A 27,000-nucleotide genomic window follows, 5' to 3' on the forward strand; every position below is an offset into this window, starting at 1 on the left:
GTTAATATATGGATGGCAATACATGGCAGGCACCGTAGGGCCTTGCTGATGACAACTTCACACCAACAACTAGCGACAAATAGAGGAAATGATCATGCGCAATCTCAATCTGGCTGTCTGTGCGGCAGCCATCATGGCGGTATTTTCAGCAGGGCAGGCAAGCGCTGCAGGTAGCAACGGTGCACAGGCGCTGCAAGTGACTCGCAGTACAGTGATGCCGCTGACCAGTGTACGTATATCGAATACTGGTGATACCGTGCAAAGCAATGTACCGGTTACGTTTGGCCAGGTATTTGCACCCGGTGATGTACCGGCCGGTTCCAGCGTGCAGGTTGGACTGACCGGTGGCGCAACCATTGCTGCCCAGGTTGATGCCAAGGCCACGCATGCCGACGGTTCCCTGCGTCATGCCGTCATCACGGCGGTGTTGCCGCAACTGGGCCGTGACGCGCCGCAAAACCTGCAACTGAGTGCAGTACCAGGCATTGCACCAGTCGGGCAGTCTGCCAAGCCGGCGGACCTGCTTAATGCCGGCTTCAGCGGCAGCGTCAATCTCACCATTGCAGGCAAGCTGTACACGGCATCCATTAACGATGCGCTGAAATCAGGCAGGGTGCAGGAATGGCTGCGTGGTCCCGTGGTGACTGAATGGATAGTCGCCAGCCCCCTGGTCGATGCTGCCGGTGTGCCGCATCCGCACCTGATGGCGCGCTTCAACGTGCGTTCTTACACCGGTTATGGCAAGGCCAGGGTCGATGTCATCATAGAAAACACCTGGGCTTACCAGCCCGGCCCGCAAAATTATCAGTATGATGCGCAGGTGGTCATTGGTGGCAATGTCGCCTATACCCAGAACAATCTCACGCATTATCATCATGCGCGCTGGCGCAAGACTTTCTGGTGGGGCGTCGCGCCGCAAACGCATATTGCCCACAACACGGCTTACCTGATTGCCAGCAAGGCGCTCCCCAATTATGACCAAAGAGTGCCGATCTCCAACACCGCACTCAATGACATGAAAACCCGCTTCAGCGGCGCGAAGGCGCAGCCCATGGGACCTGGCCTGGCAGAACCCTATATGCCAATGACAGGTGGCAGGCCAGACATCGGCTTGCTGCCAGGCTGGTCGGCCGCCTACCTGCTGAGTATGGACCAGCGCGCCAAGGAGGTAACCCTGGGCACGGCTGACCTGGCGGGCAGCTGGTCGGCACATTACCGCGACCAGAATACCGACAGGCCGATCCGCCTGCGTGACTACCCTTACATGACCATACTGGGCACTCCCGGCGACACCTATAACCCGGTCACCAAAAAACGCGAAGCCTTCCCGGTATGCGGCGGCACCTGCACCAATCCCAACGTGGCTGATGCGGCGCATACGCCGGCACTGAGCTACCTGCCTTACCTGGTGACCGGTGATCATTACCATCTGGAAGAGCTGCAATTCTGGGCGATGTGGGATGTGTTCCAGACCAATCCCGGTTATCGCAGCAACATCCAGGGCCTGATCTACAGTTCCAACGTGCGGGTGCAGGCCTGGGACTTGCGTAACCTGGCACAGGCTGCCTACATCATGCCCGACGACGACAGCATGAAGGCTGACTTTGCGACACTGCTGTCGAATAACCTGGATTACTACAACACCACCTATACCAATAATGCAGCAGCCAACAAGTTTGCCGCCATCACCGGCCCCGGTGCGATTGTCTACAACAATAACATCGGCATTGCGCCATGGATGGATGACTTCTTTACTTCGGCGATAGGGCATGCCGTTGAACTTGGTTTCACCAAGGCGCAGTCATTGCTGAACTGGAAAGCCAAATTCCCCGTCGCCCGCATGCTCGCTGCAGATTATTGCTGGATTTTTGGCGGCATCTACAGCCTCAATCTCAGAGCCACTGCCACCAGCCCCTTGTACACCACGTTTGGCGAAGCCTTTGCCGCCAGCCGTCCTGCATCGGTCAACGGGCTGGCCTGCAACAGTCCTGAAATGGCCAAGGCGCTGGGTCTGAAAGTGGGCGAAATGACCGGCTATTCCAGCAGCTATGCCGGTTACCCGTCCAATATGCAACCGGCACTGGCCTATGCCGCAGATTCTGGTGACGAAGGCGGACAGGCCGCCTGGAGAAAATTCATGCAGCGCAGTGTCTTGCCTGATTATTCTGCTTATCCTGAATTTGCGATCGTGCCACGTAGCGTGACGGGCATTGGTGCTGGTACCGTGTCGCCTGCGGGAAAATAAACGGCATCCGGTATTAAAAAAAGCACCCATGCGTAAGCTTTGGGTGCTTTTTCCTGTGCGATGTGCGGGACTGAGTTTTTGTCTTACTCAACCGTCAGCATATACGTCACAGCCTGGGACATATCACTGCCGCGCCCGCCAAAATTGATCGTATGTTTGCCAGGGCTTAATGGCTTGAGCATGACATAGTAGCCATCGGCAGCGGAGGGGAACAGTTTGATCCTGCCACCAGTCAGAGCGCCGGCGTCGAAGCAGTCAGGGCTGACCTGTCGATGCGCTTCCAGCCGGGTGGCGCGCACGCCATCTATCTCCAGTACCAGCATGTGGATACCGTCCATGGCATCCCTGACTGATTCAGTGACCGCACTGCAACTGAATTTATTCGGTACATGCGAGTTGACCATGTAATTGATCAGGGGGAAGTACAGGTATTTCCCCCTGGGGATGGTGCAAGTCCTGATCGTTCTTTGCGTGCCATAGGTGCCGGCCAGAAACCAGACCGGGCCTTGTTGCCCCAAGTGACAGAATTCGCCGCTTTTGTCTGCAACCGGGCTGTCTTCGCCATCAAATGAACGTGCCCATTGCCACCAGGCGCTTGACCATTCTCCCTGCGTTTTGTCCGCCACCACTTGCTTGGGGCTGACCAGGGCGGCGGGGGTAACTGGGGCGGCCGCAAGGCTGTTGACAGGTAGCTGACTGATAAGGGAGAACAACAGCGCCAGGGAAAGTTTGCAATTTTTCATTGAAGTGCTTGTATGTGGATCAGCTTGCCTGACAGGCGCGATTCAACTCGCCAGGCATGCTTTTCACGGATAAGGGAAGGGCGCAATTCTACCAAGCTTTTGTTCAAACAAATCTATCCAGTCAAGATGGGGCGCAAGTCATCAGCAAATCAATGCATCGCTGCCACCTCTGTTTGCCCCGGTGTGATGATGGTCCCATCAGCCTTGTCCAGCCGTCCCGCCAGCGTTGTCAAAGCCCAGGCGCCAACCACGACCAATGCACCAATCCAGGGTGTATGCATCAGGCCCAGGTGCTTGACGATCAGGCTGCCGCCCCACGCGCCGCCAGCGATACCCACGTTAAACGCCGCGATGTTGAGGCCAGACGCCACATCCACCGCCTGCGGCGCATCACGCCCGGCGCGTTGCACCACATACACCTGCAAACCGGGCACGTTGCCAAAAGCCACCGCACCCCAGGCCAGTACGGTCAGCAAGGCGGCCCATTGATTGTGTGCCGTTACCGTCAGTACCAGCAGGACCAGGGCCAGCAGGGCAAATACGATCTGCAGGGCGGCGATGGGGCCTTTTCTGTCGGCCAGTTTACCGCCCCAGATATTGCCAAAGGTGACAGACACCCCATACACCAGCATCACCAGACCAACCGCATTGGCGCTGAAACCGCTGATGTCCTGCAATATCGGCGCCAGGTAGGTGAAGGCGATGAAACTGCCGCCATAACCAAGCGCCGTCATCGCATACACCAAGAGCAGGCGTGGCTTTTTGAGGACTGCCATTTGCGTCAGCAATGATGCCGGTGCACTGCCGACGATATCAGACGGTATCAGCAGCGCGCTACCGACCAGGGCAATGACACCGAGCAGCGATACCGCCAGAAAAGTCGCCTGCCAGCCCAGGTGTTGACCAATGAAAGTGCCAAGCGGCACACCGGTCACCAGGGCCACCGTCAGGCCGGTGAACATCAGGGCTATCGCACTGGCGGCTTTTTCCTTGCTGACCAGGCTGGTCGCGATGGTGGAACCGATGGAAAAGAACACACCATGCGCCAGGCCAGTCAAGACCCGCGCCGCCATCAGCGCTTCATAATTCGGCGCGACCCAGGCAACCAGGTTGCCGATAGTGAACAAGGCCATCAGCCCCAGCAGCAATTGCTTGCGCGGCAGGTGACCGGTCAGGGCGGTCAGCACCGGCGCACCAATGGCAACGCCGAGTGCATACAGGCTCACCAGCAGACCAGCAGAGGGCACGGATACGCCCAGGTTGCTGGCGATGGTAGGGATAAGGCCGACAATCACAAACTCTGTCGTACCGATGGCAAAGGCGCTGAGTGTCAGCGCCCATAAGGCGAGTGGCATGCTTGACTCCAAAAGGGTAAATAAACAAAACCGCAGTCTGGACCCTGCCACCACAAAGAAAAATAGCGTAAGCTACACTTGACCTTTGACTTGGAATCAATAATGCTCAGTCTGGAAACCATGACAGCCCTGGTGGCCGTTGCCGATACCGGTTCTTTTTCTGCCGCCGCAGAACGCCTGGGGCAAACCCCGTCTGGCGTCAGCCGCAGCATAGCGCGACTGGAAGCGCAACTGGGCATGACGCTCATGACGCGCACCACCCGCCGTCTTGACCTGACAGAAGAAGGCCACTGGCTCTTGCAAAAAGCCAAAAAGATACTGGCCGATATCTGTGACACCGAAGAACAACTGGTTGCCCGCCTGGCCCAGCCGTCCGGCCTGGTGCGCATCAATGCCGCCACGCCCACCCTTGACCACCTGCTTGCGCCCCTCGTGGCCGATTTTCTTGATGCCTATCCCCTGATCCGGCTGGAACTGGTCAGCGGCGAAACCTATGTCGACCTCATCGAAGAACGCGCCGATATCGCCCTACGCATAGGTCCGCTCAGTGATTCCAGCCTGCATGCACGCCGCCTGGGCAGCAGCCGTTTGCGCCTGGTGGCGGCGCCACACTACCTGGCGCGTCATGGTGAACCTGCCAGCGTGGCTGACCTGGCCCGGCACCGCCTGCTTGGCTTCACCGCCCCCGCCAGCCTCAATACCTGGCCTTTACTTACCAGCAATACCGGCAGTGATGAAGCCAGTACGATGACAGAAGGCTACCCCATCGAAGCCACAGTCCACGCCAGCAATGGCGAAACCCTGCGCCATCTGGCCGTGCAAGGCGCAGGCATTGTCTGCCTGTCCGACTTTCTGACCATGGCTGACCGCGCCCATGGCAGGCTCAAACCCGTGCTGCCAGCCCTCAGCCTGCCCTGGTCGCAACCGGTCTGGGCCGTTTTCTACAAGCAGGAAGCAATCCCCCCGCGCGTAGCTGTCCTGCTCGACTTTTTGATGACAAGACTGCCGCTGGACCAGGTATGAACAAGGCTGGACAAGACTGAACAAGCCCGAACAAGGCGGGGTGGGCAAAAGAGCATCGCCTGAATAATTGCAATTTTTACCCAAATGACATTAAATGCAGCGATCCCTGATATCAAGATTTCACCACCATACCCATGCTGAACCGCCACAAACCTGAATGCTATTACTCTACCGGTGTGTTGCTGCTCATCCTTGGTTTGAGCGCCTGCCAAAAAAATACAGGCAAAGAAGTACAAATCAGCTCTGCTCAGTTCAACATAGCGGCGGCATCGCTGGCCGTGCAGCCCCCTGCTGCGCCATCTGATGACGACGATGTGGCAGCACCGGCCACGGCCCATAACAGCCCCTTCGGTCTTGCCATGGGCATCAGCGAAGCCGACCTGACTGGCCAGCTGGGTTTTACCAGGTCCGGCAAGGCTGCCCACCTGTTCCAGGGGCAGCCCCCCCGGCCCGCGCAAGAATTCAGCGATTATTACGCCGTCACCGCCCCCATCAGCGGTGTCTGCAAGGTTGGCGCATCCCGGACCATTACTGCCGTCAGCGGCAACGGCGAACAGTTGCGCGCTGCCGCTGACCACATCGCCAGCACATTGCAGCAGCAATACGGCCAGCCCAACATCAAAAAAGACAAAGCCAGGGCAGACATCTACACCCGCCGCCCGCAGTTCTGGATGGTCGGCCTCAAGGAAGGTTCCGTCAGCTATGGCTACCTGTGGGCCAGGGGTAAGACAGAGCGCGAACTGCCCGACAACATCCTCAACATCATCGTCTTCGCCCGCGCCCACGCCATCAACTACGGCGAAGTCGGTGTCAGTTATGAGTTTGCGAATTATGCCGATTGCGAGAAAGAATGGCGGGGGAAGACTGGGGCGGGGAAATTGAAAAACAAGGATTAGAATGTGCTACGCAATATGACTAACCACTCTGCATTGCAAAAACAATATAGGAGATGAATTCCACAAGCTGCTTACTCTGGTTTGAACAGTCCTGATACGTTGATAAAGCTTGTGGTGTAACTATATTTATTGCTGATTCACAGATTCCTGTCGCTCACACCCCGCAGCAGTAATTTCCCATCGTGGTATTGGACCGTTCATCATGCTACTGCGGTTTTCCACGATCAGTGCAGCATGATCTCGGGTAGTATCCAGCCAATAAGTGTATCCGCCATACATGCCCGGTATGCGGAAATGCATCCTGGGCATGGCAAGTTCCAGCATGGGTCTTAATTCAGGGAGACGCAAGGGATGGTGGTTTTGGTTGACCAGGGAAGATTTTTGCATAAGCTGATGAAAATGGATTTGTATGCAGTTCATTTCAACAGATGAATACGAATGTAAAAATACCGGTTCCAGCAAATTGATCAGATGAATGTGTCCATATCGCCTTGCAATGTCGAGCGGGCGTTCGCCTCCAGCATTGGTAATGCTGCGCCATGCGCCCATATTCAGCATTTCATGCACGATTTCAAGTGGAGCGGCTGCTTCTGCAGCCCAATGCAATGGGGTATTGAACGAAGCGCCGCTTAATTGCCAGTCGTTCGGGTTTGCCCCCTTGCCAAGCAGATCAAAAACCTGGTCCCATTTGGCAGCCTGTACTGCCCGGACCCAGTTCACACGCGCTTCTCCCCAGCCGTATTTGAGTGTGGATGACTGGATCGCTCCATCCCAGTGATGGCTATGCGAGAGAGAGATTTCTTTTTTTTCTGCCTCGGTCAAGATGTAGTCGGCATCACGGACAGCTTCTTCCTCCTGGAGGGCAGTAGTGAATTCACCATAATCAGGGCGTTGATCTTCCTGGTAGCGGACATTGATCTCAAGCATATTGGAACTACATCCACTTGCTTCCAGACTGATCCAGCTATCAGGATTTTTATAGTCCTTTGGTATGTTATACATCTGGATTTGTTTGTGATTTCCACCTGCCGGCGATAAATCCAGCGTTACTTGCAGCGGCCTGCCGGCAATATCCTGACCCAGGTCAATCAGGATCTTTTCTGCATCGAGAGGTGTAGTCGGTCCACTGTTTTCTGTCAATGCATATGCCTGGTACAAGATAGTCTTTCCTTGCCTGGCCTTACGCTTGTTGGTTAACCTGATGTGAGCCAGGTCAGGGCCGTGGATGATTGTGTTGAAAGCAGTAATTAGCCTGTCGCTGAAACGCATGATGATAGGTAAGGTATGGTTGACCTGGTGTCATTGTACTCTGCGCTTGTTTGGCTCGCACCGGCACGAGGCGCAGCATTCAGCATGCAGGGGCGTCATGCACGAATACGGCCACTGCGATCAATGCCGGGGCTTGCATCGCACCTATGATAATCAATGTGCCTTGCTGTTTGCTGTTGCGTAATGACGCAACAGCAAACAATCGTGTACAAAGGTGTGCCGTCAGCTTATCTACATCGAGATTCCGCAAGCAAATTAAATTGGCTCTTTACTGTCCCCAGCAAGCAGCAATTGCGGAACCTGGGTGAAACTTGTAAAGGCGCCGCTACCGCTTGGACGATCAAAAACCAGAACCATGTCGAAGCGGCCACCTGGCCACGGACCAGCTGGTATGTTGGTGAGCGCAGTAGTTCTGGTCTGTGAAAGCAGTTCTGTGACAATGGAATCGTTGGGATTTGGGCCCTTGGGGTCAGGAAGGATGTCCTGATGTTGCCAGCTGATGAGAACGGTGCCAGTTTGATTACTCAACACGTCCGTCACCATTTCTTGATATGAGTCTTTGTCGAATTCTACAATTGGGGATATTTTCAATTTTGCTGCCAGGGCTGAGATGGTTTCAAGCGGCCTTTGGCTGGCTTCCTTCGGCGGTTTATGTTTCTTCCCGGGTTTGTCTGGATTGGACGCATAGATCGCCGAGGGCGTCGCTAATTCCGCATTCTGAAACACGCCACAACCTGGGGCGAACAAGGCGGCGAGGCCGCCTGCCCTCTCCCATCCCTGGACGATCAGGGATTTGTCATCCTGATTTCCATTACTGTCTACACCAAAGGGCGGGGGGAGACTCGGGGATTCAGGTGGTTTTTCAGCATGGCGGATGATCATGACTTTAGTAGGACCGTTTGACATTTACAACTCCTCCTCTGGCTGATTTTTGCATGTATCGCATCACAAAGCGATCTCAGGGAAACACGGAAATCTTACCCTGTTATGTCCCTGACGAAGCTGTAAATATGAATAGCGTTTCGTTAATTGAGAAAACGTTGTAAAAATATCCCTTTTACAGATTGCCAGTCGTGGACGTTAAGATTTATTTTTAAGATTTATCTGTTTGACCTGCGTGTATGTTCTGCTGATTGTAGTTATGGACTGTCATTTTTCTTGCGCTTCTCATATACGGTCTCAACCAGCCCCATCAGCCAGCAAGCGGGGCAGCCGCGCATCAGTACAAGGGCGGTGATCACTGCCAGTGCCTGCCAGATGGTGGCCAGGTCAGGTACGGCGAAGGCGACCAGCAACAGGGTCAGCGCACTCAGGCCGCGCAGCAGGTGCTGGGTGATGGAGGTGCTACAGAACATGGCTGCCTCCATTCTGCTCAGGTATTTCAGGCGCGCCATCCTTCATCCAGTAGCCGCTGTTGAGCAATTGCTGGCGCACCTGTGTACGGGCGCGGTGCAGGCGGCTTTTGACGGCTTCCAGGCTCAGGCCAAGCTGGGCGGCGACTTCGGGCGCGGTCAGTTCGTGTACATCACGCAGTATCAGCACTTCGCGGTAGGGGGCAGACAGACCTTCCATGGCACGCACCAGGTCCAGCCGCAAGTCGGTCGGCACCATGGCGGCTACGGGCATGTCGCCTTCGCCAAGTTCATCGAGGGCATCGTGGTATTTCTTGATACGGAACAGACGAAAGCACTCACGCTCAACGATGCGGAACATCCAGGTGGCAAAGGTTGCCACACAACGCAGTGCGCCTACCTTGCGGTACAGCGCCCACAGGGCTATCTGCACGGCGTCTTCAGCATCCTCGGCGTTGGAGCAGGTGCGGCGGGCAAAACGTTTCAGGTCAGGCTGGCAGACGGCCAGCAATTCGGTGATGGCTTGTGCATCCCCTTGCTGTGCTGCTTCCAGTAATTGTTGTCTGGGCTGGTTCATGTCATTTATCCAGGTATTTACGTCCGGCCATGGCGCAGGCCGGGCAAAAACCGGCAAAGGCGGTCAAGATCATGGTGGCGGCGCTGGCAATGAGCAGCCAGTTCAACATGCCGCTTACCTTGCCGCTGTAGGCCAGCCAGGCCAGCAGCAGACCAGCGATAATGCGCAAGGCGCGTTCCCAGTGGGGCAGATTGCGTTTGAGATAGAACATGACAGACTCCTCTTGGTGGATGATACAGTGCCAGAGTGCTCATCCACGCAAAAGGATTCAGCCTTTCGAAAAAAAACTTGTTTGCCGTCGGTTACCGGTTTTGTCTGATCGTGCCCTGTGACATCGTAGGAGCGGCTTCCGCCGCGAAAGCCTGGCTGTCCCGTCATGCGATGCCGGTGATTTCCCTGTACGGGCTGTTCGCGGCTGAAGCCGCTCCTACGGGGGGATGTGCTCTGTCGGGTAGTCGTGACTTCTTTTATTTATCGCTGATGAGCCGGAAGGCTTCGACGATGTCGTGGTCGAACTGGACTTCTGATCCGATTTATCCGTAAGCATTGCCTGTTCCCTTGATGCTGTCGTCGTTGGTGGCATCGAGGGGATGCAGCTATGTAAAAGTCACACAGGAGTTCGCGCTGCGAGAAGGTTAAATCCGGCCCTGGAAAGTGGCAACGACGTTATACGCTGTCCGGTAGCGGCGAATAGTGCATTTGTCAAAGCGGGAGCCAGTGGTCCGACAGCTTCTTCACCAACACCGGTCGGCGTGTCCGCACCTTCTACGATGGCTACCTCAATGACGGGGATATCGGCCAGGTTAACAAGGCGGTAATCATGGAAATTGGACTGTAATACTGCGCCATCTTGAATGGTGATCTCCCCATAGAACGCGGCGGACAGGGCAAAAATCACCCCGCCTTCAATTTGTGCCCGGATATTCTGCGGGTTGACTGCCACACCGCAATCAATCACGGTACATATTTTGTGCAGCTTCACGCCGGCTTCCGCATTGACACTCAGTTCGACCACAGTGGCAATACTGCTGCCATTGGCACGACACAGCGCAATACCCCTGCCGTGTCCTTGTGGCAGGGCTTTCTGCCAGTGCGCCATGTCGGCGACTTTATCGAGCACAGCTTGTTCACGCCCAACAGGCAGCAGGGCGTGGCGATAGGCATATGGATCACGCCCTGCACGGTGGGCAAGCATATCAATCAAGCTTTCATAGGCGAACACATTTTGAGATGAGGCAACCGATCGCCAGAAACCCACAGGTACCCCGGCGTCAACGCTTGTTACACGCATTTGAATGGCTGTTATCTGGTAGTAGTTTGGCAGCTTTCCAACGGCAGATGTGTCAACTGGTTTCGCGTCCGCACGAAATTCCCCCAGATGGGTATACTCGTACAAAGACTCGCACGCGCTGTCTATTCGCAAGGCGACAGGCATACCGTGCTGGTCCACACCGGCCCGCAATCTGACGACGGCAGCAGGGCGGTAGTAATCATGCCGGGTATCTTCCTCACGACTCCAGATAAGTTTTACGGCAGCGCCGCAGCGTTTCGAGATTTGTGCCGCCTGTAGTGCAAAATCGAGCTCTTCTCGTCGCCCAAAACCGCCGCCAGCCAGTGTCGTGTGCACCGTTACTGCGCTGGCTGGCATGCCGAGCGCCTTGGCCACGGCAGCCTGGGTTGCGGACTGGGATTGCGTCGGTAGCCAGAGTTCGGCTGAATGCGCCGTCACATGGGCAGTGGCATTCATGGGCTCCATGGTGGCGTGCCCCAAAAATGGCACGCTGAAATCCTGATCAAGCATGTCCACAGAACTACGCATTGCCTTGTCATAGGCGTCAAGTACCTGTTCTGAACTGGATGACGAAGGAACATACAGTGCACCGTCCTGCCTGACAGCTTCATGCAGCATACCCATATACTGGGGTGTGCTGTGTGTGCTTGCCTGTGACAAGTCCCACTGTGGTTGCAGTGCATCCAGGCCCTGCCTGGCTCGCCAAAAGCTGTCTGCGACGACAGCCACGGCATCCCCAAGGTCCATGACGTGTAACACGCCCGGTTTCGCCAGGGCTGGCCGTGCGTCAAGACTTCTGACACGTCCGCCAAACTGGGGGCATTGCATGATTGTAGCCAGCAACATATCGGGCACCCTGACGTCAATGCCGTATATTGCGCCGCCGTCAACCTTGGCAGGTAAATCCAGACGGGCCAGGCTTTTCCCTATATGACTCCAGTGCTCTCGCGGCTTCAATCGGGGGTTCTCAGGTACCGGTTGATCTGCCGTCAACTGGACCAATTGGGCATATTGACTGCTTCGTCCACTGGGCTGATGCCACATAACACCGGCTTTGGTATCGCATTCATCCGGACTGACACCCCATTGCCTGGCAGCGGCACTCACCAGCATTTCCCTGGCCTGAGCACCTGCCTTGCGGAGCGGAGCGAACTGATTGGCAACCCCGCCACTACCGAACGTTGCATACTCATCCCAACCAGGATTGAAGTAGCGCGCCTCTATAGGCGCCATCTCAATACGCACGGTATTCCAGTCAAGATCCAATTCGTTGGCGATAATTTGCGCCAGTGCTGTACCTGTGCCCTGTCCAAGCTCGCTCGTATTGGACAAGAACGTCACTATTCCGTCTGATCCAATTCGTATCCAGCCACGCAATTCAGTTGAGCTGAATTTTCCAGTCGCTGCCGCAAACTCTTTCGCCGCGCCAGGAATGGCAATCAACAACCCGCCGGCTGCAACCCTCTTGAGAAATAGCCTGCGTCCGGTATTCGTCAGACTCATACCGTAGCTCCGTGACGCTCACCTCTGACCCTGGCCGCGCGCTTGATGGCAAGCCTGATGCGGCTATAGGTACCACAACGGCACAAATTGCTTATTGCCGCATCAATTTGTTCATCATTCGGCGATGGAATCTGTTTTAACAGTGCATCTGCCGCCATCAACATCCCCGACTGGCAATACCCGCACTGGGGAACCTGTTCTGCGATCCAGGCCTTTTGCAGCGGATATCTGGAGTGTGCCGAAAGCCCTTCTATCGTTGCTACGCTGGCGTCACCGATTTCGCTGACGGCAATCGTGCAGCTGCGCTGCAGTTTCCCGTCTATCTGAACAGAACAGGCGCCGCATATGCCTATGCCGCAACCGTATTTTGTCCCCGTCAGTCCCAGATTGTCGCGCAGCACCCAAAGCAAGGGAGTTTGCGGCTCAACGTCAGCGCTGTGTGAAACACCGTTTACTGAAATTGATATCAGCATCTATTTTCCTCCTGATCTGTGTATTTGATCTTTAGGACTTACGCAAAACTGCCCCGACTGCGTTGCAGCTCCCGCATTTGGCAAATTCGGTACTATTCGTACTGTCTTCGTCGCTGCGGTGTAGTCGGGATTTCAGACAACATGTTGTCTGCCGACATAACGAACAGCCCTTGCAAGGGCTGTTTCCTAAAGCCTTAGCCTTGCCGGGACAATTTTGCGTAAGTCCTGATCTTTATAGGGAGGTCACAGTATGTTGAATCACATCGTCTTGTACTAGCGACAATTTTCAACCAGGGCCATGAAAAAAACTGACCACGTCAAATCCTGACGAAGATTTTTCTATCGAAGCAATATCGAGATATTCATCGGGTGAGTGCGCATCACTGCCGATAGCGCCGAGCTTGTCAGTGCTGGCGAGGCAGGGGGGCGGGCTGGCGGCCGTTTGCACGGCAATTCTTGATGGCAGCCGCGCTGCTCAGGCGATGCTGAGTTTCTTTTCCACCGCGTTCTCGCTGTCTGCATACAGCTTGCCTATCTTCTGGAATTCATCGCTGATGCTCATGAAGGCTTCGACGATGTCCGGATCGAAGTGGCGGCCCTTGCCTTCTTTGATGATGTCCACCGCCTGCTCATGCGGCAGGGCGGGTTTGTAGACGCGGCGCGAGATCAGGGCGTCGTAGACATCGGCCAGCGCCATCAGGCGGGCTGACAGCGGGATGTTATCGCCGGACAGGCCTAATGGATAACCGCTGCCATCCCATTTTTCCTGATGGCTGTAGGCAATTTCCAGTGCGCAACGCAAAAAGTTGCTGGATGTGCCCAGCATCTGCTCGGCAGCGGCGATGGTGTCCCGCCCCAGTATGGTATGGGTTTTCATGATCTCGAATTCTTCCGGCGTGAGCTGGCCCCGCTTGAGCAGGATGCGGTCGGGGATGCCAACCTTGCCGATATCATGCAGGGGGGCAGACTTGAACAATGCTTCTATCATGTCATCATCCAGTACTTCGTAAAAGCGCGGATGTGTTTGCAGCTTCTGTGCCAGCAGGCGCACATAATGCTGGGTACGGCGGATATGGTTGCCGGTCTCATTGTCGCGTGTCTCGGCCAGCGAGGCCATGGCCATGATGGTGACATCCTGCACCACCTGCACCTGGCGGGTGCGCCGTTCAACTTCCTGTGACAGGAAGCTGTTCCTGTCGGCCAGAAAGTCGGCTGCAGCCTTGAGCTTCAGGTGCGTTTTCACACGCGCATGGACGATGGCAGGCGAAATTGGCTTGATGATGTAGTCGACGGCACCGGCATCAAAGCCGGCCTGTTCATCTTCCATTTCAGCCATGGATGTCAGGAAGATTACGGGAATGTCTTCCGTCAGGGCAGAATTCTTGAGTTGCCTGCACACTTCAAGCCCTCCAATGCCTGGCATCATGACATCGAGCAGGACCAGGTCCGGCAGCGGCTGGCTGGCGATGATCTCCAGCGCCCGTTCACCGCTGTTGGCGACCTTGACCGCATACTTGTCCTTGAGCAGGCCTGTCATCAGGATGAGATTTTCCGGTGTATCGTCAACGATCAGCAAGGTTTTGCGTTCGCCATCAGCATAGCTGGTATTCATAAGTCCTCCTGCAAGACTGTACCGGGTTCGGCGCTCTTGCGCCGTAATTGTTCCAGCGCCGCGACAAAATCGAAATTGGTCACATTGCGATTGAATTCGCTAAAATCTTCACCGACAAACAAGGTGCTGATGGCAGGTGCATGTTCCAGGAAGTAACTAACTGCTTCACCGTCATTGGCAGCCAGCAGGCTGGTCAGACGGTGCAGATGCAGGACGGCATCGCCATCTGCAATGTGCGCCGGATGATCTGGCTTGCCAAATGCGTCATTGAGTGCTGCCAGAGAGCGGCCAAGTTCGGATTTGAAGGCATCCAGTTCATCACCTGTTGTACCGTAGACCCGCAGGATATGCTCGGCCGCTGCCGCACTGGCTTGCAGACGGCGAAACCCGATTGAACCGGCTACACCCTTGATGGTATGGGCAATGCGCTCGGCAGTTTGCCTGTCATTTGCCTGCAACGCTGCGGACAGGCGCGCAACTGCATCCGCTTCCTTGTCCATGAATTGCCTTAACAGACTTTCGTAAAGTATGCGATTGCCGCCGGTATGTCGCAGGCCGCTTGCCTGGTCCAGGCCTTCAATCTCAGACAGGGGGCTATCCTTGTTTTTAATGTGGCTGTCATTGTGCCGACTGTCACTGCCGCCGCTGGCTGGCGGAGTCACTGCCTTGCCGGACTGGTCGGGCAATTTGAGCCAGCGCGCCAGGGTCTGGAACATCAGCGGCGGATCAAGCGGCTTGACGATATGATCAATCATGCCGGCTGCCAGGCAACGTTCACGTTCTACATCGAGGGCATGCGCTGTCATGGCAAAAATGGGCAGGTCGGCAAAGCGCGCATCGGCACGTATGAGCTTGACGGCTTCTATGCCATCGAGGACAGGCATCTGCACATCCATCAATACGGCATCATACCTTGACGGGCCTGCCGCTTTAAGCATATCCACGGCTTGCTGGCCATCGGCAGCGACGTCAATTTCTGCGCCGGCGCCTGTCAGTAACTCTGTCGCAATCTGCTGGTTGATCTCGTTGTCTTCTACCAGCAATAGTTTCAGGCCGGCCAGGCTGGGTTGCGATTCGGCCAGGGGAACTGCCGGGGACGGTGTGCTGACCTGCTGCCCGAACAGGGTCAGCACGGTGTCAAGCAATGAGGACAGGCTGACGGGTTTGACCAGGAAGGCGTTGATCCCTGCCTGCTCGCTTTGCGCGCGCAACTCATCCCTGCCAAAGGCCGTCACCAGCACGATGCGCAGCCGCGGGCTGATGATGCGCAGTTGCTTTGCTGTCTCGATCCCGTCCAGCCCTGGCATTTGCCAGTCCACGAATACCACGTCAAAAGGATGATCAAGTTCAGCATGCTTGACAGCCGTGATGGCATCGACGCCAGAGGTGACGGCACTGGCGGCGAAGTCGAGCGAATTCAACTGCGTCGTCAGGATTTCGCGTGCCGATGAATTGTCATCCACCACCAGCATGCGTAAACGCTTGATGTCTTCGGGCACCACCGCACGTTTTTCCTGGGACTTTGCTGATAGCTCCAGCCAGATCGCAAAGCTGAAGCTGCTGCCACGCCCAGGCTGCGAGTCGACATCAATGACGCCCCCCATCAGTTCCACCAGACGCTTGGCAATCATCAGGCCCAGACCGGTCCCGCCGTATTTGCGCGTAGTTGATCCATCGGCCTGGGTAAACGCCTGGAACAGCCGCGCCACCTGCGCCTCGTTCATGCCTATGCCAGTGTCGGTCACGGCAAAACTCAGTTGCAGCTTGTTGCCGACTTGTCCCAGGTTCTGCAGCACGATCGAGACCTGGCCCTGCTCGGTAAACTTGACGGCATTGTTGAGCAGATTAGTCAGTATCTGCCCCAGCCGCAAAGGGTCACCCACCAGGTACTGCGGTACACCAGGGGCGACGTCGATCAGCAGCTCCAGTCCCTTGTCCGTGGCTTTTTTTGCGACCAGCGAAGAAACATGTTCCAGCACATCATCAAGGGCGAAATCAAGTGACTCGATTTCCACCTTGCCTGCCTCGACCTTGGAAAAATCCAGGATGTCGTTGATGACGCCAAGCAGAGATGTGCCTGCATTGTGGATCTTGCCGACATAGTCGCGCTGCCTGGTCGTCAGCTCCGTCTTCAGGGCCAGGTAAGACATGCCGATGATGGCGTTCATGGGCGTGCGTATCTCGTGGCTCATATTGGCCAGAAACATCGACTTGGCCTGCGTTGCCTTTACGGCGACATCCCTGGCATCACGCAGGTCTTCATGCGCCTGGGCCAGACGTATGTACAGCATGCCGTTTTCCAGCAGCAATACGATCAGCACAAAATTGGCAGCCAGCAGCCCGTACAGACGGCCAGCATAAAAACCCAGGTCAAAACGCCCGCCGTTGAGCATGGCTGACAGCGCAATGTCAAACAACCAGGACAACAGCACCACCATCAACCACAGGTCCAGCACCGTATGGGGACGTCGCCGCCATAACAGCAGCAGCGCTGTCAAACTCAGTACCCAGACGCTGGAGACAATCAGCAGCATGACCGGCGTATAGCGGTTACCCTGCATGATGCTGGGCAAATAGCCATGCCCGGCCGTCGCCAGCAGGGCGAGCCCGCACACGGCAAGCATGACGGTGATGACACTCGCCAGTACCAGAAGAGCGGGATGCCGTTGGGATGATGCCGCCGTCCCTGTGCGGTCTTGATACAGCGCATAGGCAATCAGCAGCAGGGGAAAGCCGCCATGCCAGAGCATATACAGCCAGGCGGTCGTCTGCGCCCCGCCGCCCAGAACACCTTGTGCGGCAAACAGTCCGGGAAAAGTCAGTGCGTGTACGATTGCCATGCAGGCAGTAAACAGGTAGGCGCTGGCAAGTATCAGCAACGCCCTGAAACGCAAGATGCCAAACTGGCCAAACAGCAGTACCGCCGTGACCAGGTCGCTGACGATCAGCGCAGCCTGGTACGCGGGGATAAAGGCCCAGACCGGTGTCAGCGCCTGTTTGGCGAACGGCACCGCCATCGCGAAGAGCAGGGTGGACACAATTACAGTGCCCAGGGCAAGACGGCGCTGGGCTGGTGTCGCAGGCATTGTCGACAAGAAGACATAATCCCCATCAACCATCAGTTGCGGCCTTTGTGTCTGCACCCTTGCCTCCCAGGTTGAGCATGTTGCAATTTTTCATTACATCAACGACAAAGGCGATCAGCGCAACAGCATCAGTGGAATGGCAGCAACCCTGTTTGCCATAACGGGCGCCATCCATGGCATGGCCGGTCAAGCCTGCGATACCGAGTATGCCCGCAATTTCCCCGGAAAATGCAGATTTACGTCAATTTCGCGTTAAATATTGAGCAATACAGGTTTTAACCATTGTAGAAATGATATCTCAATAATACAAGCTGAACTGCAAGGCAGTCCACTGACCGCACATCAGGGATCGGTGTTGAGAATTGAACAGTTGCCCCTGGTATTGTTGCGCCCCTCCCGGCGTCATTCAGCGTGTCAGGCGGTACAGGTAAATCGCAGTCCTGATGGTGGCTCTTTCTATCGAAGAAATATCGAGGTCTTCGTCAGGCGAATGCGCACCCCTGCCGGTGGCGCCCAGGCCGTCCAGGCTGTCGACATAGGGCGCGACGAACTGGATGTCGCCGGCGCCGCGTTCGCCAGGAGGGAAAGCCTTGATCTCACCCAGGCCGGCATCATTGCTTGCCTTGGAATACAGGTCCAGCAGCGCATAGTTGCCAGGGGTGGGCGACATGGGCGGGTAGTTTTCGCTAAAGCGTATGGCAGCGCTGGTGCCGGGCAGGCTCTTGCTGACGATGTCTTTCATACGGTCTTTGGCGCGCTGTCCCTGCTCGGCACTGATGTAGCGCAGGTCGCCATGGACTTCTGCGCTGGGGGCGATGACATTGGTCTTGCCAAAGGCTGTGCCCCTGCTGCCCAGGCTGTCATAGCTGACTTCTGTGCCGCCCAGGATGTTGCCAGGGTTGAAGGTCAGGTCGGGTTCGATCAATTGTTCGCGAAAGCTGTTGAGTATGCGTGCTGTTTCATAAATAGCGCCATAGCCGTTGTAGCCAAACACGCCGGCAGAATGCCCCTGCTTTGCCTTCACATCCAGCACAAAACCGCCCGATGCGCGGCGGCCGACAGTGCCGGTGGCATTGCCATTTTTATCGAGCGCCGTGCCTTCAAAGGCCAGGGCCACATCGCTGCGTTTGGCCGCATTGACCAGGTCGGCGCGGGCGATGGCAGTGGGGTGGCCCACGCTTTCTTCATCACCAGAAAAGATGACCTGTATGCGCGTGTTGTCGAGTGCGCCCATGGCATGCAGGGCGCGCAGTGCTTCTATCATGATGACGTCACCGCCCTTCATGTCGTTGACGCCCTGGCCGCGCACCCGGTTGCCTTGCCTGTCCCACAATTGCACCGGGCTGTCTTTTTCAAAGACGGTGTCCAGGTGGCCTATCATCAGCACGCGTTTACCCTGTGTGCCTTCACGCTCTGCCAGCAGGTGCCCGGCGCGATTCATGGCGGCTGGCATGTCCGACCAGCTGGTCTTGAAACCCAGGCCATCCAGTTCAGCGCGGAACAGCTTGCCCACCTCACGTACACCCGCATGGTTTTGCGTGCCGCTATTGATGTTGACACTGCGCTCCAGCAATTGCAGCGCCGCTTCGGAGCGCGCCTTGATGGCATTGATGATTTGCTGCTCGGTCGCTGACAGCTCGCGTGCCTGTGCAGGCGCGTTGCAAAGCAGGGCGGCAAGACAGGCAAGGGTGATTCGTGGTTTGGTCAACATGGCGTTTTCCTCAGGCTGGTTTGATCAGTGATGAGGTGTGAATGTACATGGTTTTTTGCGGGTTTGCTGGGTGAATGTATGGACATCAGCATCATCGCACTTGCCTGCGGCGGCTTGCGGATAAAGCCGTTCCTGAATAGGGAGAGGGTAATGAACACAATGCACACCAAACCGTCATTCCCGCCTGCTTTTAGCGGGAATCCATCGTTGATCAATCGGGCAGGCAGTAAGGCGGGCGAGGCTGATCAGGCCTGGATACCCGCCTGCGCGGGTATGACGAACCGCAAAGTACGGTAAGCTGCAACACAGCTGGGGCGGTTTGCGTAAGTCCTGTCAAGAAAATATCTTCCACCATGGTTTTTTTAAAGACTCAGCTTGACGGTAGATAAATGCGGGCAGGGTTTGCATTTCACTGGCGACTGTCAGCGTCTGTTGTATATCGCGCAGATAGAAGCGTACCCGGCTCAGGGGATGATCGGGAAACAGGCTGTCATGACTTTCGTCATCGGCTGCATTGCGCATGAAATCTGCCTCGTGCACAGGGTCATAAGGATCACGCATCCAGTTCTTCATCTTGCCCGTTTCTTCATCAAAATGAAAATCACCATTCGCCATGACGACGGTTTCACGCATGCCAGTCGGGTTGCCTTCGAGGGATTGAAATTTGATGACGTATGAGCGGTCGCTGAACGGCAGGGTGATCGCGCCAATAAATGCCAACCCGCTGGGCTGCATGCGCACTTTGATAATGCTGCGTATGGCCGCTATTTCGCAGATGCGCAAGGTGTCGAGTTCGATAAAACCGGCCCCACCTGCTTCTGACATCTTGCGGTAATAATTTCTCAATGCGGACAGGTCGTCAAGTGAAGCGTCAATATCCGGGACCAGTGCAAAGAAATTGATGGATAACATGTCACCATTAGGGTGTCTGTAACAGGCGATGTTGCCATCTTCTTTGTCAAGCTGCCAGTCGGCACCGGGCTGAAATAGCTCGCTGATTTTCTTCATGGTTGTCGTAATTGGGGGATGATGCCCCTATACCTGTCTGTGATAAGACAGGCAGAATAACAGTGATTAATTACTTTTTGTGCTGATTCAGGTCACTTCAGCTTACTTCAGCTCAATGAAGCAAGCCCGCGCCCGGCCATCTTTCTTGGCCTGGTAAAGCTGCTTGTCGGCCGCTTCTATCAGGTCGGCGGTGTTGTCGATGACGCTGCCGGGGATGGTGGTGACCACGCCCATGCTGATGGTGACATGGGGGCTGACGCCGGATTCTGCGTGCGGTATTGCCAGGCCGTGTACGCTGGTCTGTATCTGGCTGGCGATGAAGGCGGCGCCGTCGGGGGCGGTCTTGGGCAGGACGCAGGCGAATTCTTCGCCGCCGTACCTGGCCACCAGGTCGTACGGGCGTTGCAGGCTGGTCTTGATGGCATGGGCGACGCGGCGCAGGCATTCATCGCCTTCCGGGTGACCATAGTGATCGTTATAGCGCTTGAAATAATCGACATCTATCATGATCAGCGACAGGTCGGATTTTTCGCGGTTGGCCTGCTGCCAGTGTACCTGTATGGCCTGGTTGAACTGGCGGCGGTTGGCGATGCCGGTCAGGCCGTCGATCAGGGCGATGGAATGCAGCAGGTCGGTCTGGCGTTTCAGGGCGATCTGGTTGCTGACCCTGGCCTTGGTGATGACGGCATTGATGGGCTTGTGGATGAAATCGGCGGCGCCCAGTTCAAAGCCGCGCACCTCGTCGACTTCGTCAAAGTGGGCAGTAATGAAAATCACCGGTATGCCTGATGTCAGCGGATTGCTTTTGAGTTTTTCACAGACGGTATAGCCATCCATGCCATCCATGACGATGTCGAGCAATATGACGTCGGGTAGCAGGGATGCGGCCTGTTCCAGTGCATGCTCGCCATTGGTGGCCATGAATACATCGCAATCTTCCTTGAACACTTCATTGAGCGTCAATATGTTGATCATCTGGTCATCGACGAGCAAAATGCGCGGTCGCGGCGAATCTGCTCTGAAAGCGTCAGGGAATAAGATATTGAGACTGGTCTTCACGAAACTGTTCCCTCAATCTGTTAATAAGGTGGTGATGGTTTGCGCTGCCGATGGAAAATCGAGGGCATTGATCTGTTTCACCAGCAGTGTCAACTTTTGTTTGTCTTGCTCGCCGGCCCGGCTATACAAGGCGTCCATTTTATCAAGCACGCTCAGGTTATTTGATTTTACTAGCGGTAACAGGGCTGTCAATTCCTGTTTGATATTGCTTGTTGCATCTGCCATTTGCGGCTCTTGCGCTATGATGTCTGTTGATGCTGCTGTTGTCGCCATCACCGGCGCTGTGGGGGGCATGGAGCTCTTGTAAGCTTGGGTGGCGGCATTCAACGCTACCAGGCTGCTGTCGAGCAGGTTACGCAGTTCGGTCACCGTGCTGTCGCTGAACATGCTGTTGACGGCCCTCTCAGGATGTAACTTGAGCATGCTTTCCAGCTCGCCCGCCCGCCTGGCCAGGCCGCTGGCGCCTACGGTTGCCGCCACTCCCTTGAGCGAATGCAGGGCCACCTTGGCATGATTGTTGTCGACCTGACGGATGGCAACGATCAGGTTGCCGAGCAGGCGATGGACTTCCGGCTCAAACAGCTCGAAGATGCTCTGGTACATGGGGAACTGGTTGGAAAAGCGTTTCAGTACGGTGGTCAGTTCTTCAATCTCAGCGTAGGTGTCGGTATCGGTATCGGTGTTGGTCGATGCCCGCAGGGCAGCCAGTTCTGGCCCGGCCTGGCTGCTTATGACCCCTGGCTTGGGTGGTTGTCGCGCCTGGTCTTGCTGCGGTTGAGGTGGCGATTCATTGCGCCCCAGCAATTGCAGGATGGCGGGGACGATGGTCTCAAGGTCTATCGGCTTGCCGATATGGGCGTTCATACCTGCGGCCAGGCAGGCGTCCCGGTCTGCCGGTGCGGCGTCGGCGGTGACGGCCAGTATCGGCAGGTTGGCAAAGCGGCCATCAGCACGTATGTGGCGGGTGGCTTCGCGGCCATCCATGTCGGGCATTTGTACGTCCATGATGATGACATCATATTCACGCTGTCTGCCTGTGACCTTGGCGACGCCTTCGGTACCGCCTTCGGCCAGTTCGACAATAGCGCCCTGGTTGCTCAGCAGTTCAAAGGCGACCTGGCGGTTCAGTGCATTGTCTTCCACCACCAGCAGGCGGATACCGTCCAGGCGGCGGGTTCCGGCCGGTGTCGGCAACAGGGCTTCAGTCGCCGCTGGCGTACCGGACACGGCACGCTGTACGGACTGCAATAATTGCTGTGGTGTGACAGGTTTGGTCAGCAGCTCATAAAATGGCGCCGCTGTGCCGCCCCTGGTTTCACTGAGTATCTCGCTGCCATAGGCGCTGACCATGATAATGATGGGGGCGTCGTGCGAGTCGGTCAGGCTTTGTATCTGCCGGGCGGCGGCAAGACCGTCAAGGTCAGGCATGCGCCAGTCCATCAGTATCAGCTGGTAAGGGCGCTCGCTGGCCAGTGCAATGGCGCACATCGCCACTGCATGGTGGCCGCCGTGCGCCTGGTCGGCATGCCAGCCCATGGCTTTGATGGTATGCAGCAGGATGTCTGCAATCACGGGATTGTCATCCACCAGCAATATGCGCAAATCCTGCATGGCCGGGCTGCTGTCAGGTACGGCAGGGCGTGCATCGCTGACCGGCAGGCGAAGGTCAAAATGAAAACGGCTGCCTTCACCCGGCGTGCTGTCGACCTGCAATTCTCCGCCCATCATGGCGATCAGGCGCTTGCTGATGACCAGGCCCAGGCCTGAGCCGCCGTAGCGGCGCGTGGTCGATGTTTCTGCCTGCACAAAACCGTCGAAGATGCGGGCCAGCTGTTCTTTGCTGATACCGATGCCGGTATCGCTGACGGCGATACGTATGCTGACTTCAGCATCGCTGAGTGCCAGCAGCTTGACGCTGACAACGACATGGCCTTCGTGGGTGAACTTCAAGGCATTGCCAGCCAGGTTGAACAAGACCTGTTGCAGACGCAGGCGGTCGCCGACCAGCACGGCTGGTATGTCCGGCGACAGGTCAAACATGACTTCGACGTCTTTGTCACCCTGGTTGCCGGACAGGACCACGCCGAGGTCACGCATCAGTTCTTCAAACTCAAACGGGTGCGCGTCCAGTTCCAGCTTGCCGGCGTCAATCTTGGAAAAGTCGAGTATGTCATTGAGCAGACCCAGCAGGGATTTGGCTGCCGTATGCGCCTTGACGATATAGTCCTGCTGGCGGCTGGTCAACTGGGTTTGCCGTATCAGTTGCAGCATGCCAAGCACGGCGTTCATGGGGGTGCGGATTTCATGGCTCATGTTTGCCAGGAAGCGTGACTTGGCGGCGCTGGCATCGTCAGCGTTTTTCTTGGCCAGCCGCAACTGGGTTTCCAGCTCGCGCTGGGCGGTGATGTCGCGGTTGATACCGGTTACACGGGTGGCGCGGCCCTGTTCGTCCCGTTCCACCAGGCCACCGGCCTGGATGTACTGGATCTGCCCGTCCGGCCGGCGCAGGCGGAACACCACGTCATAGATGCCACGACCGGCCACGGCCTCTTGCAGATTGGTTTCGGCGGCGTCGACATCATCTTCATGCACGCGGGTTCGCCAGTGCTGGTAATTCAGGCCGTGTTCTTTCAGCGACAGGGGCTGGTGGTACATGTCAAACATACGCTCGTTCCACTCCAGGCTATCGTCTTCGATGTTCCAGCTCCATACCCCCAAATCGGCAACCTTGGCCGCCTTGACCAGCTGTTCGCTGGCGAAGGCCAGCTTTCTTTGCTGTACATGTTGCTGGGTGACGTCAATCGCCAGTCCCAGATACCCGGCCAGCTGACGCTGGTCATCATAGATTGCCGTGACTGCCAGTGACACGGTAAGGAGGGAGCCGTTTTTGCGTACATAAGTCCATTCGCGGACTTCAGCGCCTTCCAGTTCCGGTTTATACACAAAAGTGCGGAAACCCTGTATGGGCTGGCCATATTCAGCCGATAATTCTTCACTACGTGCTTTGACCTCTTCTTGCAGATGCAACACAGACGGCGTGGCTTTACCGACCATCTCATCCGCACGATAACCGAGCATGCGTTCGGCCCCTGCATTGAAAATGCTGATGATGCCGTGGATATCAGTAGCGATGATGGAAATCTCTGAAGCCGCCTCGAGCACATTGCTGAACAAGATGTTGAGACGCTTGATTTCGTCTTCGGCCGCTTTCTTGAGTGTGATATCGCTGTACAGGCCGACATAACGCTCCACTTTGCCATTGGCGTCAAGAAAAGGCGAGACTACTGCTTCCAGCCAGAAATGACTGCCGTCCTTGGTGCGGTTGCAGATTTCCCCCTGCCAGCTCTGGCCCTTCACCAGGATGGACCAGATGCTTTTCCACATCGCCGGCGGGTGCACGCCAGAATTGAGGATGATGTGGTTCTGCCCCACCAGTTCCTCCTGGCTGTAGCCGCTGGCCTTGCAGAAATTCTCATTGACCGACAGGATGGTGCCATCTGCCGCCGTCACCGATGACAGCATTTTTTGATTGATGGTGCTGAGCAGGGCTTCATTCTCGCGCATGGCTGCATCAAGCTGCAGGCGCTTGTTGGTGATTTCGGTGATGTCATACATCAGTATGTAAAAGCCGCGTACTTCACCCTGTTCAATATCCGGCAGGTACTGCACCAGTGCATGCCGCATACCCTGGCCGTCTGCTCTTGGCATGGTGCGCTCAAAGGTCTGGATTTCACCGGCCAGGGCGGCTTCTATGTAGGGCAGACTGGTGGCATAGGCTTGCGGTCCGATCAGCTCGCGTACAGGGGTGCCGGGTACAGTTGCCGGGTCCCGGCCAAACCAGTCGATAAAGGCCTTGTTGGCGACCTGGTTGATCAGGTCCTTGTCGCAATAACCGATGACGGAAGGCACAGCATCAAGCACCGTCTGCAGGGTGCTGCGTGCTTTTTCCAGGGCAAGGGTACGCTCTGCAACCTGCTGTTCGAGCATGATGTTCATGTCCAGCATGCGCTGTTCGGCTTCTTTTTCAAGACTGATATCGCGTACCGTCTTGGATGCGCCGATGACACGGTTGTCACTGTCAAAGATAGGCGATACATTGACAGATACGTCGAGCATGCTGCCATCCTTGCGCTGGCGGCGGGTCTGGAAATGCGTGACTTTTTCACCCCGGGCGATGGCCTCCAGAATGTCTTTTTCCTGATAACGTAGTTCTGTCGGCACGATCAGGTCAACCAGTTTTTTGCCGACTGCTTCGGCCGCAGTATAGCCAAACAAATCGGTAGCCCCGCTGTTCCAGCTGGTGATCTCGCCCTGCAAGGTCTTGCTGATGATGCCGTCGCTGGAACTCGACACGATGGCGGCCAGGTGCGCCTGTTCCGCAATCAGCACCTCCCTTTGTTCTTGTGCGCGCCGCCAGACTTCCAGCAGGCAGGCCAGCAAGATGCTGATCAGCGCGCCCAGTATGAACAGCCAGTCTGGCCGTATCAGGTTTTGCTGGTCGACAAATTCGGGGCGCAGGCCGACTTCGACCTGCCAGTGACGGCCAAACACTTCAATCTGGCGTGTCTGGACTGAACTCAACAATTCGGGTTGCTGTGTCGTGTCCGAATCAAAAATCACGCTGGCAGTACCTGCCGTATGCATGTCACTGAGGCGCAATTCCGCACGGTGACCATGGGCATCAAGTCCCGCCAGCACTTCCGGCATATACAGTGGCGCATAAGTCCAGCCTATCAGGTCGTTCATGCGCCCTTCGTCAGTGGACGGGGTGCCCGCTGTCTTGTAGACCGGCAGCAGGAGCAGAAATGCCTGATTCAGCGTACCCTGGGGCTGGACCAGCGTGATCGGGCCGGTCAATTGCGCCACACCGCTGTGCATGGCTGCATGGGCGGCATTGCGGCGCTCGGTTTCTGAGGCGATGTCCAGTCCCAGCGCCGACTTGTTGGGTTCTTCTGGCTCGATGAACTGTATCAGGTATTGGTCGCCCGCATGCGGCTGCATCTGGTGTGCGTGATAATCACTGGCGTCGTCAGCCCGCACGGTTTCTACAAAACGCGCCACGTCGGTTTCTTTGACGCGCCGGATGAAGCCCACGCCGCGCGCACCAGGGAATTCAGTCTTGAGGTCGCGGCTGCGGCTATAGCGCAAGAAGGTGTCGCGCGTGATCACATCCGGACTGACGCTCAGGATCACACCGCGCGCGCCGCGCAGGCCATATTGATAACGTTGTAGCTGAAACTGGATCTGGCTGGACAGTTGCTCGGTCAGGTAGCTTGCTTCTCCATCCAGAAATAGCCGGTTCTGGCGAGACTGGTGCCAGGCCAGCAAGCCGCTGAGCAGTAAGCCCAGTATCAGGCTGAACGTGAAAAGCCTGGGGAATCTCATGTCAGTCTCTGTTCTTTCAGGGCCAGGCGTATCGGATTGTGCGGGCGGTAATTCAGGTTGCCCTCTTCCCCATGTCTGGCTGGCAGCTCCACTTGTGCATACCGCACAGGGCCATGCTGATATTTTGCATCGTCTATGAGGCGGCACAGTTGCAGGTGGGCCAGTATGCGGGCGTGGGCGACCGGGATAGGTAGCGGTTTTTGCAGAAAATCAACGCCGTCATCGCGCAGGGCCTGCAACGCGTGCGATGCAGACTCGCTTGGCGCCACAAAAATGACCATGGTATCTGCCATTTGCAGGTCAGCCATATCCTGGACAACACCACGCAGTAAGTGGATATTGCTGGCAATATCGTCCACAATCAGGATGGAACCACAAGAGTTCGTCGCGTCCGGGAACATATTCATTACCA

At 56.3% G+C, this 27,000-nt stretch carries 22 protein-coding genes; 4 read left to right on the plus strand and 18 right to left on the minus strand.

Annotated elements, in window-relative coordinates; translation table 11 throughout:
- Positions 1 to 94 precede the first annotated feature (94 nt).
- Positions 95 to 2,245 (plus strand): hypothetical protein, encoded by a 2,151-nt coding sequence (locus LZ463_RS15335; RefSeq protein WP_241456695.1) that lies wholly within the window; start codon positions 95 to 97, stop codon positions 2,243 to 2,245.
- Between the two features lie 83 nt (positions 2,246 to 2,328).
- Here the strand turns inward: LZ463_RS15335 and LZ463_RS15340 are convergent, their stop codons facing one another.
- On the minus strand, positions 2,329 to 2,988 hold the full coding sequence (locus tag LZ463_RS15340) for a hypothetical protein (RefSeq protein ID WP_241456696.1): 660 nt from the start codon (positions 2,986 to 2,988) through the stop codon (positions 2,329 to 2,331).
- A 149-nt stretch (positions 2,989 to 3,137) separates the two neighbouring features.
- Positions 3,138 to 4,343: an MFS transporter gene (locus tag LZ463_RS15345; RefSeq protein WP_241456697.1), complete on the minus strand. Its 1,206-nt coding sequence runs from the start codon at positions 4,341 to 4,343 to the stop codon at positions 3,138 to 3,140.
- 102 nt (positions 4,344 to 4,445) lie between these two features.
- On the opposite strand from LZ463_RS15345, the gene LZ463_RS15350 reads away from it, so the two are divergent.
- Positions 4,446 to 5,366, plus strand: coding sequence for a LysR family transcriptional regulator (locus LZ463_RS15350; protein ID WP_241456698.1), 921 nt, complete (start codon positions 4,446 to 4,448; stop codon positions 5,364 to 5,366).
- Positions 5,367 to 5,500: 134 nt separating this feature from the next.
- Positions 5,501 to 6,262, plus strand: coding sequence for a hypothetical protein (locus LZ463_RS15355; protein ID WP_241456699.1), 762 nt, complete (start codon positions 5,501 to 5,503; stop codon positions 6,260 to 6,262).
- A 126-nt stretch (positions 6,263 to 6,388) separates the two neighbouring features.
- Here the strand turns inward: LZ463_RS15355 and LZ463_RS15360 are convergent, their stop codons facing one another.
- From LZ463_RS15360 to LZ463_RS15380, 5 genes are all read right to left on the minus strand, one after another.
- Positions 6,389 to 7,420, minus strand: a complete 1,032-nt coding sequence (locus LZ463_RS15360; RefSeq protein WP_241456700.1) for an ankyrin repeat domain-containing protein — start codon at positions 7,418 to 7,420, stop codon at positions 6,389 to 6,391.
- A gap of 366 nt (positions 7,421 to 7,786) precedes the next feature.
- On the minus strand, positions 7,787 to 8,437 hold the full coding sequence (locus tag LZ463_RS15365; protein WP_241456701.1) for a hypothetical protein: 651 nt from the start codon (positions 8,435 to 8,437) through the stop codon (positions 7,787 to 7,789).
- 233 nt (positions 8,438 to 8,670) lie between these two features.
- Positions 8,671 to 8,886 carry a hypothetical protein gene (locus LZ463_RS15370; protein WP_241456702.1) on the minus strand — a complete coding sequence of 72 codons (216 nt, stop codon included), beginning with the start codon at positions 8,884 to 8,886 and terminating at the stop codon, positions 8,671 to 8,673.
- A complete protein-coding gene (locus LZ463_RS15375; protein WP_241456703.1) occupies positions 8,876 to 9,460 on the minus strand; it encodes an RNA polymerase sigma factor in 585 nt (194 codons plus the stop codon). The genes LZ463_RS15370 and LZ463_RS15375 overlap by 11 nt, the downstream gene beginning before the upstream one ends.
- Position 9,461: 1 nt before the next feature.
- The gene (locus tag LZ463_RS15380; RefSeq protein WP_241456704.1) at positions 9,462 to 9,671 is read right to left on the minus strand and encodes a YgaP family membrane protein; all 210 of its coding nucleotides are present in this window, start codon (positions 9,669 to 9,671) and stop codon (positions 9,462 to 9,464) included.
- Between the two features lie 35 nt (positions 9,672 to 9,706).
- Between LZ463_RS15380 and LZ463_RS15385 the strand changes: the two genes are divergently transcribed.
- On the plus strand, positions 9,707 to 10,003 hold the full coding sequence (locus tag LZ463_RS15385) for a hypothetical protein (RefSeq protein ID WP_241456705.1): 297 nt from the start codon (positions 9,707 to 9,709) through the stop codon (positions 10,001 to 10,003).
- A 64-nt stretch (positions 10,004 to 10,067) separates the two neighbouring features.
- Here LZ463_RS15385 and LZ463_RS15390 read toward each other — a convergent pair whose 3' ends face one another.
- The 11 genes from LZ463_RS15390 to LZ463_RS15440 all read right to left on the minus strand — a co-directional run bounded on the left by LZ463_RS15390 (position 10,068) and on the right by LZ463_RS15440 (position 26,989).
- Complete coding sequence (locus tag LZ463_RS15390) at positions 10,068 to 12,254, minus strand: xanthine dehydrogenase family protein molybdopterin-binding subunit (RefSeq protein WP_241456706.1); 2,187 nt, start codon at positions 12,252 to 12,254, stop codon at positions 10,068 to 10,070.
- Positions 12,251 to 12,727, minus strand: coding sequence for a (2Fe-2S)-binding protein (locus tag LZ463_RS15395; RefSeq protein ID WP_277624065.1), 477 nt, complete (start codon positions 12,725 to 12,727; stop codon positions 12,251 to 12,253). The genes LZ463_RS15390 and LZ463_RS15395 overlap by 4 nt, the downstream gene beginning before the upstream one ends.
- Positions 12,728 to 13,013: 286 nt before the next feature.
- Entirely contained in the window at positions 13,014 to 13,175 is a 162-nt protein-coding gene (locus LZ463_RS15400; RefSeq protein ID WP_241456707.1) for a hypothetical protein, read from the minus strand.
- A gap of 27 nt (positions 13,176 to 13,202) precedes the next feature.
- On the minus strand, positions 13,203 to 14,339 hold the full coding sequence (locus tag LZ463_RS15405) for a response regulator (protein WP_241456708.1): 1,137 nt from the start codon (positions 14,337 to 14,339) through the stop codon (positions 13,203 to 13,205).
- Positions 14,336 to 17,482, minus strand: coding sequence for a hybrid sensor histidine kinase/response regulator (locus tag LZ463_RS15410; RefSeq protein ID WP_241456709.1), 3,147 nt, complete (start codon positions 17,480 to 17,482; stop codon positions 14,336 to 14,338). The genes LZ463_RS15405 and LZ463_RS15410 overlap by 4 nt, the downstream gene beginning before the upstream one ends.
- Positions 17,451 to 17,600 carry a hypothetical protein gene (locus tag LZ463_RS15415; RefSeq protein WP_241456710.1) on the minus strand — a complete coding sequence of 50 codons (150 nt, stop codon included), beginning with the start codon at positions 17,598 to 17,600 and terminating at the stop codon, positions 17,451 to 17,453. The genes LZ463_RS15410 and LZ463_RS15415 overlap by 32 nt, the downstream gene beginning before the upstream one ends.
- A 231-nt stretch (positions 17,601 to 17,831) precedes the next feature.
- Positions 17,832 to 19,136, minus strand: a complete 1,305-nt coding sequence (locus LZ463_RS15420) for a M20/M25/M40 family metallo-hydrolase (RefSeq protein WP_241456711.1) — start codon at positions 19,134 to 19,136, stop codon at positions 17,832 to 17,834.
- A gap of 333 nt (positions 19,137 to 19,469) precedes the next feature.
- On the minus strand, positions 19,470 to 20,144 hold the full coding sequence (locus tag LZ463_RS15425) for a hypothetical protein (protein ID WP_241456712.1): 675 nt from the start codon (positions 20,142 to 20,144) through the stop codon (positions 19,470 to 19,472).
- A gap of 102 nt (positions 20,145 to 20,246) precedes the next feature.
- Positions 20,247 to 21,203 carry a diguanylate cyclase domain-containing protein gene (locus tag LZ463_RS15430; protein WP_241456713.1) on the minus strand — a complete coding sequence of 319 codons (957 nt, stop codon included), beginning with the start codon at positions 21,201 to 21,203 and terminating at the stop codon, positions 20,247 to 20,249.
- A gap of 12 nt (positions 21,204 to 21,215) precedes the next feature.
- Positions 21,216 to 26,588: a PAS domain S-box protein gene (locus tag LZ463_RS15435; protein ID WP_241456714.1), complete on the minus strand. Its 5,373-nt coding sequence runs from the start codon at positions 26,586 to 26,588 to the stop codon at positions 21,216 to 21,218.
- Complete coding sequence (locus LZ463_RS15440; RefSeq protein WP_241456715.1) at positions 26,585 to 26,989, minus strand: response regulator; 405 nt, start codon at positions 26,987 to 26,989, stop codon at positions 26,585 to 26,587. The genes LZ463_RS15435 and LZ463_RS15440 overlap by 4 nt, the downstream gene beginning before the upstream one ends.
- Positions 26,990 to 27,000: the final 11 nt, after the last annotated feature.

The sequence above is a fragment of the Undibacterium paludis genome (genome assembly GCF_022568815.1).
In the GTDB taxonomy this organism is placed as follows: domain Bacteria; phylum Pseudomonadota; class Gammaproteobacteria; order Burkholderiales; family Burkholderiaceae_D; genus Undibacterium.